Source organism: Afipia sp. MLSD5-FHT05B12 (assembly GCF_058793355.1).
This window is the reverse complement of the sequence record NZ_JBXAFS010000002.1, coordinates 209,615-222,880: the sequence shown is the minus strand read 5'-3', so window position 1 is coordinate 222,880 and position 13,266 is coordinate 209,615. Positions and strand designations below refer to the sequence as shown.

Here is a 13,266-nt window from a genome sequence, read left to right as displayed (position 1 = left end):
AAAAGGCAGGACCAAGGCATACGCGACAGGGAAGCCGGCCAAAATGACGTATTGGCCTCGAATTAGGCCATCGGAACCGGCGAAAACCTCCATCGCCCGCCTGTCTCGGCCCCGGCAAAAAATCTTTCGGGCGATGTCACATCCCGCCCTGGCTGCCTCGTCTTGATGGCGAAGGTGCGGAGAGTTCGAGGATAACGGCCGCGAACCCGCCGAAAGCCAAAGACTTCCATGCAGTTCCGTCATCGACCGCCGCAAGTCGCGGCCCAAACAGGAGGCCATCATGAAAATCGTCGTTATCGGAGGTTCCGGCCTGATCGGATCGCGAGTCGTCACCCAGCTGCGCCAGCGCGGCCACGAGGTTCTGGCCGCTTCGCCATCAACCGGCGTCAACACCGTCACCGGCGAGGGGCTGAAGGAAGCATTCGCCGGTACGGATGTCGTGGTCGACGTGGCGAACTCGCCCTCGTTCGAAGGCGCAGCAGCGCTGGCCTTCTTCGAAGCGGCGGGCCGCAATATCTTCGCGGCGGAGAAAGCCGCTGGCGTGAAACTTCACATTGCGCTGTCAGTCGTCGGCACCGAGCGTCTGCTCGAGTTCGGCTACTTCGGCGCCAAGCTGGCGCAGGAACGCGCCATCGAGAATTCAGGTGTGCCATACACCATCGTGCGCGCCACGCAGTTTTTCGAGTTCGTCGGCGGCATCGCACAGGAAGCGACGCAGGGACAGACCGTCCGTGTCTCACCCGCGAAGTTCCAGCCGATGGCGGCCGACGATGTCGCCGCCGCGGTTGCGGACGCGGCGCTCGCTCCGGCGAAGGGCATGGTCGAGGTCGCCGGACCGGAATCCTTCGCAATGGATCAGTTGATCCGGAAGTATCTGACCGCGAAGAACGACCGGAAGGAAGTAATCACCGATCCCGCCGCGCGCTATTTCGGAATCAAGCTCAACGATCGCTCGCTGACGCCGGACGCCGGCGCCCGTCTCGGTGCCATCACGTTCGACGAATGGCTGCGCCGCGATCAGACCACCGCGGCCGCGTAAGCCATACAGATTAAAAATGGAGACAATCATGATCCCGAGAATTGCAGCCCCGTTCAAGCTCGCCCCCGATGCCTACAAGGCGATGACAGCGCTGGAGACAGCCATTGTAGAAAGCGGCCTCGAACACAGCCTGATCGAACTGGTCAAGATGCGCGCCTCGCAGATCAACGGCTGCGCCTTCTGCATCCACATGCACGCAACCGATGCCCGGAAGGCTGGCGAAACCGAAATGCGCCTCTACATGTTGAACGCCTGGCGCGAATCCTCTCTCTACACGCCGCGCGAGCGTGCGGCGCTGGCCTGGACCGAAAGCCTGACACTGATTGCGGCAACCGGCGCGCCGGACAGGGATTATGAACTTGTGAAAGCTGAATTCAGCGATGCCGAACAGGTCAACCTCACCATGCTGATCGGCACGATCAATACGTGGAACCGGCTGGCCGTCGGCTTCCGGCTCGCGCATCCGAAGGAAAGTGGCCGTGTCGCTGCCTGACGACAGCACGCAGATTTTCGAGACGCACCGGCCCCGGCTGGTGCGTCTTGCCTATCGCATGCTCGGCTCGGTCGCGGAGGCCGAGGACGTGGTACAGGACGCGTGGCTGCGCTGGCAGCAGGCCGATCGCACGACGGTGGAAACGCCGGCGGCGTTCCTGTCGCGCATTGTGACGCGGCTGTGTCTCGACGTCATGAAATCCGCCCGCTCCCGCCGCGAAACCTATGTCGGTTCGTGGCTCCCGGAACCGATGATCGAGGAGCCGGATGAAATGGATCAGGACGATCTGACGCTGACGCTGATGCTCGCGCTGGAACGGCTGTCGCCGCTGGAGCGCGCGGCCTTCCTGCTGCACGATGTGTTCGGTGTCCCGCTGGATGAAGTCGCCGTGACTGTCGAGCGCGAGCCCGCCGCCGTTCGCCAGCTCGCCGCGCGGGCACGCAAGCATGTGCAGGAATCGCGCCCGCGTTATACCGTCGCGCGCGACGAAGGCAGCCGCATCGCCGAAGCGTTCTTCACCGCCTCGCGCAGCGGCGACACCAACGCCCTGCGCGCGATCCTTGCGCAGAACGTGGTGATCCGCTCCGACGGCGGCGGCAAGGTCCACGCATTTATCAATCCGATTCTGGGACTGGAGCGCGTGCTCCGCGCCTATCGGGGCCTTTCCCGCAAGCTCGCCAGCCGCCCCTCGCGCGATCTGTTCCGCCCGATGCAAATCAACGGCCTGCCGGGCTATGTCAGCTTTGAGCGCGACGACATATTCCAGACCACGGCATTCGCCATCGAGGATGGCAAGATCACCGAGATCTACATCACCCGCAATCCCGAAAAGCTGCGCCATATCGTGGAGGCGCTCGCCATACCGGCGGTGCGGCCTCACTAGCTTGCGCTATACTGGAGCCGTGGACCGACGGGCTTTTTTGAGGATCGCGTCATAGGCACGCTGCGTGATCCGGCCAGCAACGGCAACGATCGGCAGGCACACCATGACGAGATACCCGAGCTGGCCGGCGCCGCTGGCGGGAAACCACTCCTGTACGAGAATTTTCAGGATCGGCCGGTGCAGCAGATACATCCAGAAGCTCGCGACACCGAGATAATTGACGATGGCAACGGTCGTGAATGCGCCGCCGTATCGCTTCACAATCATGAATATCGCAACCGAGCCGAAGAGCGCCCAGGGCGCTGACATCAAATCGCGCTCGATGGCCGCAGCAGGACGCCCGATCGTCGGGATCAGCGACATCGCCGCAAGAATCACCAGACCCGCAAGCGCCAATGGCGATGTGATCAACGAGCGGCCACCAAGAAATATCCCGGCGGCAAAACAGGGGAAGTAGAGGATGATTCGCGGATCGATATGGCCTGTCAAAGCTTGATACAGCATCATGGCCAGGATCAACGACAGGCACAGCGCAAGAAAGCCGGCGACATTTGTTCGCAAGCGCACGAGCAGTGGCGCGATCACGTAAAACACGACGATCATGCTCACGAACCATAAGGTCGGCGGCGCCGGCGCCGCGAACATCGCAACCAGCGTAATGCCTTTGTAGAGATCGTAGGAACTGCCGATGTGCAACAGCAGGAACAGCGACGTCGCGATGAGGAACGGCGGATAGATCCGCCAGAAGCGGGCCTTGTAATACGCCACAGTGTCGAGCTGTCCGGACGGCGCGGGGTCTTTCCGAGCCGTGAGATAGCCCGATATGAAAACAAAAAGTCCGAGCGCCAAAACCGTCAGACGAAATGTCGTTTCGTCGTGATGATCGAAGCTCTTGTTCCGCGCGTAATCGAACAGATGCCAGAATCCGACGATATAGAGCATGCTGACGGCGCGCATCGCGTCGATAGGACCGTCGCGGAGAGGTTTGGGAAGCACCGTTCGATCAGTCAGCGCATCCGATAACTGACCGCGATTCATGAAACACTCCTGCCCAGACTCTTTAGCCGATTTATAGGATGATTCTGTTCCATGGACAGCACGGCACGGCGTCATCCCAGCTGTAGCTCGGACGAGCGGCGGCCTTCGGAAAATATCGCCCTGCCGACTGGCCCGGGCTTGCCAAGTTTCCGCTATGTGTAAGGATAGCGTTCGATACTGACCGATTATATTTTGTTCGTTGCACAATTGCCTGAAACGGAGACCTGTCTTGAGCGAGTCGCTTCATCCAAGCGCGCCCCACCATTTGCCACCTTTCATCACCGCGCCCGGTGACACCGACATCCTGATGGTGATTGTCGGGATCATTCTGCTCGCCTCCATTCTGTTCGTCGGCAACATCTACCTGCAAATCCATTCGCTGCCCGAGCGGATGGCGCATAAATCGCAGAAGCTGCAATTCGAGATCGTGGCCGTACTCTGCCTGCTCGCGCTGTTTACGCACAATCACCTGTTCTGGGTGATCGCGCTGCTTCTTGCCCTGGTCGATCTGCCCGATTTCAGTACGCCGCTGCGCAGCATCGCAGGCTCCGTCCAGAAAATGGCGGGCATTCCACCGGACCCCGATCCATCCGAACCTACCGAAATGACGACTCACACCGCTCCCGCCGATGCATCCAGCGCGGCGAAAGCCACCAGCAAGAGCGAGGAGCCGCGTCATGCTTGAACTGATCCTCTGCTCGCTTCTGACAGTCTTTCCCGATTATCTCTATCGCCGCTATGCGCAAGGCAAGCAGCTTGGCAAAGAGATCACGCTGTTCTCGGTCTGGTATGAGCTGCGATGGGGCATCACCGCGTGCGTGATGCTGACGGTCTCCCTGATCACCGTCATCTTCTATTTCCATCCATCGACCACCAGCGCGACGCTGTACTACCGCACCGTGCCGATCATTCCCGAGGCTGTCGGGCGCGTTGCGGAGGTTCATTTTGATCTCAGCGCTCCCGTCAAGAAGGGAGATGTCATCTTCAAGCTGGATAGCGCGAAGCAGGAGGCGGCGGTGAAGACCGCCCAGCGAAAAATCGCGGAAGTCGATGCCGCGCTGGTCGCCGCCCAGACGGATATCGTCAAGGCCGACGCCCAGATTCAGGAAGCGAAAAGTTCGCTTCAACAGGCCTCCGACGAACTCGACGTCAAACGCGAGTTGCAGAAGCGCAATCCGGGTATCGTCCCGCAGCGCGATATCGAAAAGCTCGAAGTGGTCATGGCGGGGCGACAGGGCACACTCGATGCTGTGACGGCCTCGAAGCAATCCGCGGTGATCCGCACGACAACGCTGTTGCCGGCGGAGCGGGCCAGCGCGGAAGCCGCGCTGGCCGAAGCACAGGTGGATATGGACAAAACCAGCATTCGCGCCGGCGTGAACGGGCGCGTCGAGCAATTTCTGTTGCGGCCGGGCGATGTCGTCAATCCGATGATCCGGTCAGCCGGCATCCTGATTCCCGAAGGCGCAGGACAGCGCGCGTTGTCGGCGGGGTTCGGACAGATCGAAGCACAGGTCATGAAGGCGGGCATGGTCGCCGAGGCCACCTGCATTTCAAAACCATGGACCATCATTCCGATGGTGATCACGAGCGTGCAGAATTACATCGCCGCCGGCCAGTTCCGCGGCGGGGAGCAATTGCTCGATGCACAACAGACACAGCGCCCGGGGACGATTCTCGTGTTCATGGAGCCGATCTACAAGGACGGCCTTGATGGTGTGACGCCCGGCAGCAGTTGCATCGCCAATGCCTACACCAGCAACCACGATGTGATCGCTGACAAGAGCACCAGCACGGGCAAGCGCATCTGGCTGCACGCGGTCGATACCGTCGGCATCGTGCATGCGATGCTGCTGCGGATTCAGGCGCTGCTGCTTCCGGTCAAGACGCTGGTGCTAAGCGGGCATTAGAACGCTTCACGATGTGCCCCCTCTCCCCACGGGAGAGGCGAAGTTAAACGATGCGCCGGTTGATTCAGTCTCGAACTGAAACGCGCTACCTGCCCCACACCTCGTTCGCGACATCGGCGACAAGGCGCAGCTTCGCCCATTGCTCATCCTCGGTCAGGACGTTGCCCTCTTCCTCGGAGGCGAAGCCGCATTGCGGCGAAAGCGCAAGCTGATCGAGCGGGACAAGTTTCGCCGCTTCCATCACGCGCCGCGTGATGTCACCTTTCGTCTCAAGCGCGCCGGTCTTCGATGTGACAAGGCCGAGTACGACGATCTTGCTGCCCTTCGGCAGGAAGCGCAGCGGCTCGAACCCGCCCGCACGCTCGGAATCGTATTCAAGGAAATAGCCGTCGTAATTGACGCGCGACAACAGCGTCTCCGCCACCGGCTCATAGCCGCCGGATGAAATCCAGGTCGAGCGGAAATTGCCGCGGCAAACATGCGTGGTGATCGTCATGTCGGCCGGGCGCTCGGCAATCGCGTAGTTGATGACGCGCGCATAGGCCGCCGGAAGCGCATCGGGGTCCTCGCCGCGCCCGCGCAGCTTCGCCCGCTGGTCCTCGGAACAGAGATAGCCCCATACCGTGTCGTCGAATTGCAGATAGCGGCAGCCCGCATCGTAGAACGCCTGCACCGCCTTGCGATATGTTTTGGCGAGATCGACGAAAAAGTCATCGATCTCCGGATAGGCTTCCTGCGAGATGGCGCCGCGGCCGCCGCGATAGTGCAGCAGCGACGGCGACGGGATCGTCATCTTCGGCACGACCCCGGCGAGATCGCACTTGTCCTTGAGCAGCTTGAAATGCCCGATCATCGGATGGCTGGCGGGAAAATCCAGCTTGCCGGTGACGCGGATGCTTTCGCCGCGCGTCGTCATCCCGTTGAACTGGATGCCGTCCGTCTTGTGAAGCTCGCAGCCGGCAAGGTTTCTCAGGAAATCGAAATGCCACCACGAGCGGCGAAACTCGCCGTCGGTGGCGAGCCGCAGGCCGCTCTGCTTCTGTTTCTGGACGATCTTGCCGATTTCGAGCGATTCAACGCGCTGCAATTCGGCGGCCGCAATCTCGCCCTTGGCGAAACGCGCGCGCGCATCCTTGACCCGTTGCGGCCGCAGCAGGCTGCCGACATGGTCAGCGCGAAACGGCGGTTTCGGCCTTTGCATCATGTTCTCCGGATCGACTCATGCGCTCACTTTTGCAGCGCTGACTACCACAATCGGGTTAGCGGGACCGAGCAACTTTTCCGCATTGCGGCCGGCGGCTTGCAGTCCAATAATACCGCGGGACCGCCGGCAGGAACGAAATCCGGGGGGAACGGTTGGTTTCGGAGGCATGGGAGGCGTCCGCATGACCAAAAACGACTTTTTCCGCATTCCTCACAACGCCTACGTCATTGTCGGCGACGGCCGCAAGGCGCTCTTTCTGCGTAACGATGGCGGCGGCGGCGCAATTCGCCTGAAAACCGAGCAGGTGCTTCTGAACGACAATCCGCCCACGCGCGACCAGGGCGCCGGTCAGCCGGGGCGCAGCTTTCAGAGCGTCGGAAACAACCGCAGTTCCGTCGAGCAGACCGACTGGCACGAGATCGGAGAGCAACGGTTTGCGCGAACCATTGCAGACGCACTGGAGGGTCTGGCGCGCGATCGCGATATCCCGGGCTTCGTGATCGCCGCGCCCCCGCGCACGCTGGCTGAACTGCGCCGCATGCTCGACGCCAACGTCAAAGCCCGCATCATAGCCGAAATCGACAAGGACCTTACCGGCCATCCGGTCGAGGACATCGAGCGGCGCCTCACGGCGGCGTAACGCGTGCTCCTCATCCTGAGGTGCGAGCGTCCGCGTCAGTCCGTGAACACCACGGTCTTGAGGCCATTGAGGATCACGCGGTCCTCGAGGTGATAGCGGATCGCGCGGGCGAGTACGCGGCGCTCGATGTCCGCGCCCTTGCGGACGAGATCTTCCGGCGCGTCGCGATGGCTGATGCGCTCGATGTCCTGCTCGATGATCGGGCCTTCATCCAGCGCGCTGGTGACGTAGTGCGCGGTCGCGCCGATCAGCTTGACGCCGCGTTCATGCGCCTGATGGTAGGGCTTGGCGCCCTTGAACCCCGGCAGGAACGAGTGATGGATGTTGATGCAGCGGCCGGACAGCTTGCCTGCGAAATCCTCCGACAGCACCTGCATGTAGCGCGCAAGCACCACGAGATCGGTCTTTGTGTCCTGGATGATTTTCCAGACCGCGCCTTCCTGCTCGTCCTTGGTCGCGCGCGTCACCGGCAGATGGTGAAACGGGATGCCTGAGAAATCGAGCCCGGCATAGGTTTCCAGCGGATGGTTGGAGACGATCGCGGTCGGGGTCATCGGCAGTTCGCCGCGCCGCCAGCGATAGAGAATGTCGGCAAGGCAGTGATCGAATTTCGACACCATCAGCAGCACCCGCTGCTGCACGGCGCGGTCGCGCAACTGCCAGACCATGTCGAACGGCTTCGCCATTACGCCAAACCCGGCCTGAAGCGTCGGCAGGTCCGCTTTCGCCGCCGGAGAATCGAAGCTCACCCGCATGAAAAACCTGCCGGTCTCGATGTCGCTGTATTGCTGCGCGTCGAGAATGTTCTGCCCGTTGGCGAACAGAAAGGTGGAGACCGCCGACACGATGCCGGGACGATCCGGGCAGGACAGGGTCAGAACGAATTGCTGTGCGGACATGGGGGATTTTTCAGACTGGACAAAAAAGGAGCGGATGGAACCGTCCTGTAACACCGTCATAGCCGTTCGCCAATTGCATCTCTCGCGGGTCGTCCCCGCGCAGGCGGGGACCCAGCCGCCGAGTTTGAGAACAGATCGCCGTCATCCTGAGGTGCGAGCGTTTGCGAGCCTCGAAGGATGATGGCGCGATCCGCATTTGTTCCACACATCCTTCGAGGCTCGCCGCAAACGATGCGGCTCGCACCTCAGGATGACGCGATATCAATCGGTCATGGGTCCCCGCCTGCGCGGGGACGACGATCATATATCGCGGCAAAACTGACTGGCACATGACGCCATGTGGCCGTAAATTCGAACCGTCCCATTCGCCACCCGATGAAAGGTCCATATGGCTGGCAGGCTTGAAGGTTATCGCATTCTCATTCTGGAAACGCGCGAGGAAGCGCAGTTTTCGCGGCTGCTTCAGGAACAGGGCGCCGACGTGCTGCAATGCCCGATGTTCACCATCCATGATGCGCCGGACCCTGCCCCGGTCGAGGCCTGGATCAGGCTGTTCATCGCCAGGCCGTTCGACGATCTGGTCCTGATGACCGGCGAAGGCCTGCGCCGCATGATGAAGGTCGCGCGGCGCATCGGCGTCGATCAGGATTTCATCGCGGCCATTGCGAAGGCGAAGAGATATGCGCGCGGCCCGAAGCCGGTACGTGCGCTGCGCGAGATCGGCCTGGAGGCGAATCTGCAAACCGAGACGCCGACATCGGAAGGCGTCGCAGCGATGCTTGCGCAGCAGGATCTGAAAGGCCACCGCGTCGGGCTTCAGCTTTATCCCGACAAGGACCACAGCAGGCTGATCGGCGCGATCGCCTCATGTGGCGCGAGCGTCGAAACCGTGCTGCCTTATGTTTATGACGGCGAGGCAGCGGACGGCAATATCGTCGCAGCCATTGGCGAGATGGTGGCGCGCCGCGTCGACGCCATCGCGCTGACGAGTTCGGGTCAGGTGCGGCGCCTGATCGACGTTGCGCGCGCGCATAACTGTGAAGACAAGCTGCGCGCCGGGTTGGCGCAGACGCCGGTGGCGTCGGTCGGTCCCGTGGTGTCGGATGAGCTGAAAGCGTATGGTCTGCACACCGACATCTATCCCGCCAACGACTCCTTTTTCATGAAGCCGCTGATCAGCGCGATGGCGCTTGAACTGAACAAGACACCGCCGCGGATGGCGAAGATTTGAGGCGGGCTTTCACGCATGAAGCCCCACCCATTCGATGTCGTCCCCGCGCAGGCGGGGACCCATAATCACCAGCTTTGAGAGTAAAGCCGTCATCCTGAGGTGCGAGTACTTGCGAGCCTCGAAGGAGGGCGGCGTAGTCCGTATTTCGCTCCACGCATCCTTCGAGGCTCACCGCAAGATGCGGTTCGCGCCTCAGGATGACGCGACATTAGCGGGCGATGCCTATGGGTCCCCGCTTTCGCGGGGACGACGCGGTGGCGATTGCACGATGGGACCAGATCAGGCACCCTGCAAAAAACAAAGCCAATAAAAGACAGGGATCAAATGTCCGCACTTCCCCTTTCCAATCTCCGCATCATTGAACTCGGATCGGGCGACACGCTCGGCTATTGCGGCAAGCTGTTTGCCGATTTCGGCGCGGAGGTCATCAAGATCGAACCGCGGGGCGGCGATCCCGGGCGCCGCATTCCGCCGTTGGCCGACGCGGGCGATGGCAAGCGCGAGAGCCTCGCCTTCGCGTGGCTCAACACCAACAAGACAAGCATCATCGCCGATCCTGAGAACACAGCGGACGCGAACACGATTCTCGAACTGCTCGCCAGCGCCGATCTGCTGCTCGACGCGCGGCATCCCGACGAGATCAAGGCGTCGCAGATCTCGCACGACCGTCTGCGCAAGGCCGATCCCGGCCTTGCGATCACCGCGATCTCGTGGTTCGGCGAACACGGCCCCTATCGCAACTATCTCGCCACCGACTCGGTGTGCCGCAGCCTCGCAGGCCTCGTGAAACTTGTCGGCCCCATTGAAGGCCCGCCGGTGCTGCCGCGCGACGGACAGATCGGCGTGGTCGGCGGGCTGACCGCGTTCATTCCAAGCCTCGCCGGTCTTTATGGACACGAGCACGGCGCGCGCCGCTTTGCCGTCAATAATCTTGAGGCAATGCTGCACATCAGCGAGTTCGACACCGGGCTTGCGCTGGAAGCCGGCTTCACCCGTCCGCGCCCCGGCATCAACCGGTTCGGCCGCGGCTATCCAAGCGGCAATTTCCAGACCAAACACGGCTGGCTCGGCGTTACCGTGGTCACCCCCGCACAGTGGGGCGCATTCTGCACCATGCTCGACATGCCCGAGCTTGGCGCCGATCCGAAGTATTCGGCGACCATCGGCCGTTTCATGCATGCGGATGAGCTGAAAGCGATCATCACACCGGCGCTTTTGAAGAAAACCGCGCTGGAATGGTTCGAGATGGGCATCGAGCTTCGGCTTCCGCTCGCCGTCGTGCCCGATATGAAGGAATTGCTCGAACAGGATGTGTATCGCGTGCGCGGCGCGTTCGGGCCGGTGGAGATCGGCACGGCTTCGTTCGAAGGGCCGGTGCTGCCGCAATATCTGACGCGCTCAAAGCCGAAACCGAACGGACGCGCGCCGCTGGCCGGTGCGGACGATGCGAAGGCTCTGCCCGCGCGCAAACGCAAGGTAACGCGCGCGGCAACCGCGACCGATGCGCTGCCGCTGAAAGGCCTGCGCATCATCGATCTCACCATGGGCTGGGCCGGACCGACCGCGACACGCCAGATGGGCGATCTCGGCGCGGACATCATTAAAGTGGAGTCCTGCCAGTATCCCGACTGGTTCCGCGGCACCGACACGCGGCCGCCGTATCATGAAGAACGGACCTACGAGAAGACCTACTGGTTCCAGATGAACAACCGCAACAAGCGCGGCATCACGCTGGATCTCACCACCGAAGCAGGTCTCACGTTGCTCAAGCGTCTGATGAAGGACGCCGATGCGGTGATCGACAACTACGCCGCCGACGTGATGCCGCGCCTCGGCCTTGGTGTCGAAGACGTTCTCAAGATCAATCCGCGCCTCGTGGTCGTGACGATGCCCGCCTTCGGCATGACCGGGAAATGGAGCGGCGTGCGCGCCTATGGCTCGACACTCGAACAGGCGTCGGGACTTCCATCGGTCACCGGCGGCCCGGACGATCCGCCGGTGATGCTGCATGCGGCGATCGGCGATCCGATCGGCGGCCTGAACGCCGCCGCCGCGCTGCTGCTCGGCTTCATGCACCAGCGCAATACCGGCCAGGGTCAGCATATCGACCTCAGCCAGGTGGAATGCATGCTGCCGATGGTGGCGCCTTCGATCCTCGAACAATCAGCCACCGGCAACACAAGCCCGCGGATCGGCAACCGCCATCCACAATATGTCCCGAACGGATGTTTTCCCACCCTCGGCATCGACCAGTGGATCACGATCGCGGTGCGCAGCGATGACGAGTGGCGCGCGCTGTGCAGCGTGATGCGGCGCGCGGATCTCGCGGCCAATTCCGAACTCGCCACCGCCGACGGACGGCGTCAGCATGAGGATTCCATCGAGGTCGCGATCCGGCACTGGCTCGCCGATGTGCGCCCCGACATCGCGATGGTGACATTGCAGAAGGCAGGCATTCCCGCAGGCATCGCCAAGCTGCCGCAGGACCTCGCCAACGATCCTCATCTGCTCAAGACCGGACACTGGCAGCCGAGCGACCGGCCCTTCATGGGGCCGCATCTGTTGCCGTCGGTCGCCTATCGCGAGGGCGACAGCGAACTGCCCTATGCGATCACACATCTCGCGCCGACGCTCGGGCAGCACAACGAGGAGGTGCTGCGCGAGGTGCTTGGATTGAGCGATGCCGAGATCGCCGAACTTGCACGCAACGAGATCATAGGCACCGAAGCGACGTTGCCGAAACCGAGGAAGAAAAAGACCGACGGCAAGACCGCGAGCGCGGCGAGCTAGGTCAAGATCATACGAGCAAGGCGCTCTACTCTCTATCGTCCTGCCCGGCCCTGTGCCGGGCATCCACGTCTTCCTTTATCGTAAACACCAAGGCGTGGATGGCCGGGACAAGCCCGGCCATGACGGAACATTCCGTTCGGCAATCCTTGCAAGCGAAGCGAAGCAATCCATCCTCAATAAAATGGATTGCTTCGTCGCTTACGCTCCTCGCAACGACGAACGGATCCGTTCAACTCCCCATGAACTGCATCACCACTTCGCGGCTGTGCGGCCGAGCGCGGTGTTCGATCAGATAGATCGCCTGCCAGGTGCCGAGCGCCAGCGCGCCGTCGAGAACCGGGATTTGCAGGCTGCTGCACGTCAACATGGTTCGGATATGCGCCGGCATGTCGTCCGGTCCTTCAACGGTGTGACGCCAGCCGCCATCGGTGGGCGCGAGCCGCCGCAGCGATGTAAGCAGATCCGCCAGCACATCGGGATCGGCATTCTCCTGAATGGTCAGAGATGCGGACGTATGCCGGATGAACAGAGTGACGGCTCCCGTCCTGCCGCCGGTCTGCTTCAGAAACCGCGCAACTTCGTTCGTGATGTCGATGAAGCCCTCGCCCCTGGTCGGCACGGTGAGGACCGCGCTGGCGATGGTCTCGACGCCGGTTGAAAGAACGGGTGTCTGCTTCATGTCTGTTTTCTTCGCTTCATAGATGTTCAAAGCCGCGCAAGTGTCGCCCCGTCGAAGTCGCCTCCGTAATATTTCCGGAGCGCGGCAACGAAGTCTGCATTGTCGGCAGCGGCCTTGGCGAACAGCGTCATCGACGACTTGAATTTCATGTCGTCGGGCGCTCCCAAAATCGTGTGAATGTCCTTGCCTGCGACTGCATTCACCAGCCGCACGCACTCAAGAAGCCGCGCACCGAGCACCGGGTGCTCCAGATACGCCACCGCCTCAGCGCGCGAACCGATGGCGTATCGCTGCGCCATCGCGCTGTGCCCGAGGCCTTCGATCTGCGGAAAAATGAACCATATCCAATGGCTCTGTTTTCGCCCCGCGCGTAGCTCCGACACCACGCGCGGATAGACCGGCTGCTGGGCCTCGACAAATCGCTGAAGATCGTAGGTGTTACTCATCGCCGGCCATGCAG

General features: G+C 61.9%; 13 protein-coding genes. 8 read left to right on the top strand and 5 right to left on the bottom strand.

All coding sequences use genetic code 11. The features are described from left to right. The first annotated feature begins 280 nt into the window (after positions 1-280). Genes AC1Q6J_RS03320 through AC1Q6J_RS03310 form a run of 3 tightly spaced genes read left to right on the top strand, consistent with a single transcriptional unit; the run spans position 281 to position 2,415 of the window. Complete coding sequence (locus tag AC1Q6J_RS03320) at positions 281-1,039, top strand: SDR family oxidoreductase (RefSeq protein WP_492277910.1); 759 nt, start codon at positions 281-283, stop codon at positions 1,037-1,039. A 28-nt stretch (positions 1,040-1,067) separates the two neighbouring features. Further along, the gene (locus AC1Q6J_RS03315; RefSeq protein ID WP_492277909.1) at positions 1,068-1,532 is read left to right on the top strand and encodes a carboxymuconolactone decarboxylase family protein; all 465 of its coding nucleotides are present in this window, start codon (positions 1,068-1,070) and stop codon (positions 1,530-1,532) included. Then, positions 1,525-2,415 carry a sigma-70 family RNA polymerase sigma factor gene (locus AC1Q6J_RS03310; protein ID WP_492278152.1) on the top strand — a complete coding sequence of 297 codons (891 nt, stop codon included), beginning with the start codon at positions 1,525-1,527 and terminating at the stop codon, positions 2,413-2,415. Before AC1Q6J_RS03315 ends, AC1Q6J_RS03310 begins: the two co-directional genes overlap by 8 nt. 6 nt (positions 2,416-2,421) lie before the next feature. On the opposite strand, the gene AC1Q6J_RS03305 is transcribed toward AC1Q6J_RS03310, so the two are convergent. Further along, a complete protein-coding gene (locus AC1Q6J_RS03305; RefSeq protein WP_492277908.1) occupies positions 2,422-3,453 on the bottom strand; it encodes an acyltransferase family protein in 1,032 nt (343 codons plus the stop codon). 229 nt (positions 3,454-3,682) lie between these two features. Here AC1Q6J_RS03305 and AC1Q6J_RS03300 point away from each other — a divergent pair, with 229 nt between their 5' ends. After that, on the top strand, positions 3,683-4,138 hold the full coding sequence (locus AC1Q6J_RS03300; RefSeq protein WP_492277907.1) for a hypothetical protein: 456 nt from the start codon (positions 3,683-3,685) through the stop codon (positions 4,136-4,138). Then, complete coding sequence (locus AC1Q6J_RS03295; RefSeq protein ID WP_492277906.1) at positions 4,131-5,363, top strand: HlyD family secretion protein; 1,233 nt, start codon at positions 4,131-4,133, stop codon at positions 5,361-5,363. Before AC1Q6J_RS03300 ends, AC1Q6J_RS03295 begins: the two co-directional genes overlap by 8 nt. 85 nt (positions 5,364-5,448) lie before the next feature. Here the strand turns inward: AC1Q6J_RS03295 and AC1Q6J_RS03290 are convergent, their stop codons facing one another. Beyond that, positions 5,449-6,564 carry a cobalamin-independent methionine synthase II family protein gene (locus tag AC1Q6J_RS03290; protein ID WP_492277905.1) on the bottom strand — a complete coding sequence of 372 codons (1,116 nt, stop codon included), beginning with the start codon at positions 6,562-6,564 and terminating at the stop codon, positions 5,449-5,451. 184 nt (positions 6,565-6,748) lie between these two features. On the opposite strand from AC1Q6J_RS03290, the gene AC1Q6J_RS03285 reads away from it, so the two are divergent. Continuing rightward, complete coding sequence (locus AC1Q6J_RS03285) at positions 6,749-7,207, top strand: baeRF12 domain-containing protein (protein WP_492277904.1); 459 nt, start codon at positions 6,749-6,751, stop codon at positions 7,205-7,207. 35 nt (positions 7,208-7,242) lie between these two features. Here AC1Q6J_RS03285 and purU read toward each other — a convergent pair whose 3' ends face one another. Continuing rightward, positions 7,243-8,106, bottom strand: coding sequence for a formyltetrahydrofolate deformylase (purU, locus tag AC1Q6J_RS03280; protein ID WP_492277903.1), 864 nt, complete (start codon positions 8,104-8,106; stop codon positions 7,243-7,245). 388 nt (positions 8,107-8,494) lie between these two features. Here purU and AC1Q6J_RS03275 point away from each other — a divergent pair, with 388 nt between their 5' ends. Further along, positions 8,495-9,337, top strand: a complete 843-nt coding sequence (locus tag AC1Q6J_RS03275; protein WP_492277902.1) for a uroporphyrinogen-III synthase — start codon at positions 8,495-8,497, stop codon at positions 9,335-9,337. Between the two features lie 324 nt (positions 9,338-9,661). Beyond that, positions 9,662-12,127 carry a CaiB/BaiF CoA-transferase family protein gene (locus AC1Q6J_RS03270; RefSeq protein ID WP_492277901.1) on the top strand — a complete coding sequence of 822 codons (2,466 nt, stop codon included), beginning with the start codon at positions 9,662-9,664 and terminating at the stop codon, positions 12,125-12,127. A 229-nt stretch (positions 12,128-12,356) separates the two neighbouring features. Here the strand turns inward: AC1Q6J_RS03270 and AC1Q6J_RS03265 are convergent, their stop codons facing one another. Further along, positions 12,357-12,806, bottom strand: coding sequence for a secondary thiamine-phosphate synthase enzyme YjbQ (locus tag AC1Q6J_RS03265; RefSeq protein ID WP_492277900.1), 450 nt, complete (start codon positions 12,804-12,806; stop codon positions 12,357-12,359). Between the two features lie 26 nt (positions 12,807-12,832). Then, positions 12,833-13,252, bottom strand: coding sequence for a DUF1810 domain-containing protein (locus tag AC1Q6J_RS03260; RefSeq protein ID WP_492277899.1), 420 nt, complete (start codon positions 13,250-13,252; stop codon positions 12,833-12,835). Between the last annotated feature and the right edge of the window lie 14 nt (positions 13,253-13,266).

Bases quoted from the DNA above. Each gene is read 5' to 3' on its own strand.
- AC1Q6J_RS03265 (WP_492277900.1), bottom strand. From the start codon at position 12,806: ATGAAGCAGACACCCGTTCTTTCAACCGGCGTCGAGACCATCGCCAGC.
- AC1Q6J_RS03275 (WP_492277902.1), top strand. From the start codon at position 8,495: ATGGCTGGCAGGCTTGAAGGTTATCGCATTCTCATTCTGGAAACGCGC.
- AC1Q6J_RS03315 (WP_492277909.1), top strand. From the start codon at position 1,068: ATGATCCCGAGAATTGCAGCCCCGTTCAAGCTCGCCCCCGATGCCTAC.
- AC1Q6J_RS03320 (WP_492277910.1), top strand. From the start codon at position 281: ATGAAAATCGTCGTTATCGGAGGTTCCGGCCTGATCGGATCGCGAGTC.
- AC1Q6J_RS03285 (WP_492277904.1), top strand. From the start codon at position 6,749: ATGACCAAAAACGACTTTTTCCGCATTCCTCACAACGCCTACGTCATT.
- AC1Q6J_RS03290 (WP_492277905.1), bottom strand. From the start codon at position 6,564: ATGCAAAGGCCGAAACCGCCGTTTCGCGCTGACCATGTCGGCAGCCTG.
- AC1Q6J_RS03295 (WP_492277906.1), top strand. From the start codon at position 4,131: ATGCTTGAACTGATCCTCTGCTCGCTTCTGACAGTCTTTCCCGATTAT.
- purU (WP_492277903.1), bottom strand. From the start codon at position 8,106: ATGTCCGCACAGCAATTCGTTCTGACCCTGTCCTGCCCGGATCGTCCC.
- AC1Q6J_RS03260 (WP_492277899.1), bottom strand. From the start codon at position 13,252: ATGAGTAACACCTACGATCTTCAGCGATTTGTCGAGGCCCAGCAGCCG.
- AC1Q6J_RS03270 (WP_492277901.1), top strand. From the start codon at position 9,662: ATGTCCGCACTTCCCCTTTCCAATCTCCGCATCATTGAACTCGGATCG.
- AC1Q6J_RS03305 (WP_492277908.1), bottom strand. From the start codon at position 3,453: ATGAATCGCGGTCAGTTATCGGATGCGCTGACTGATCGAACGGTGCTT.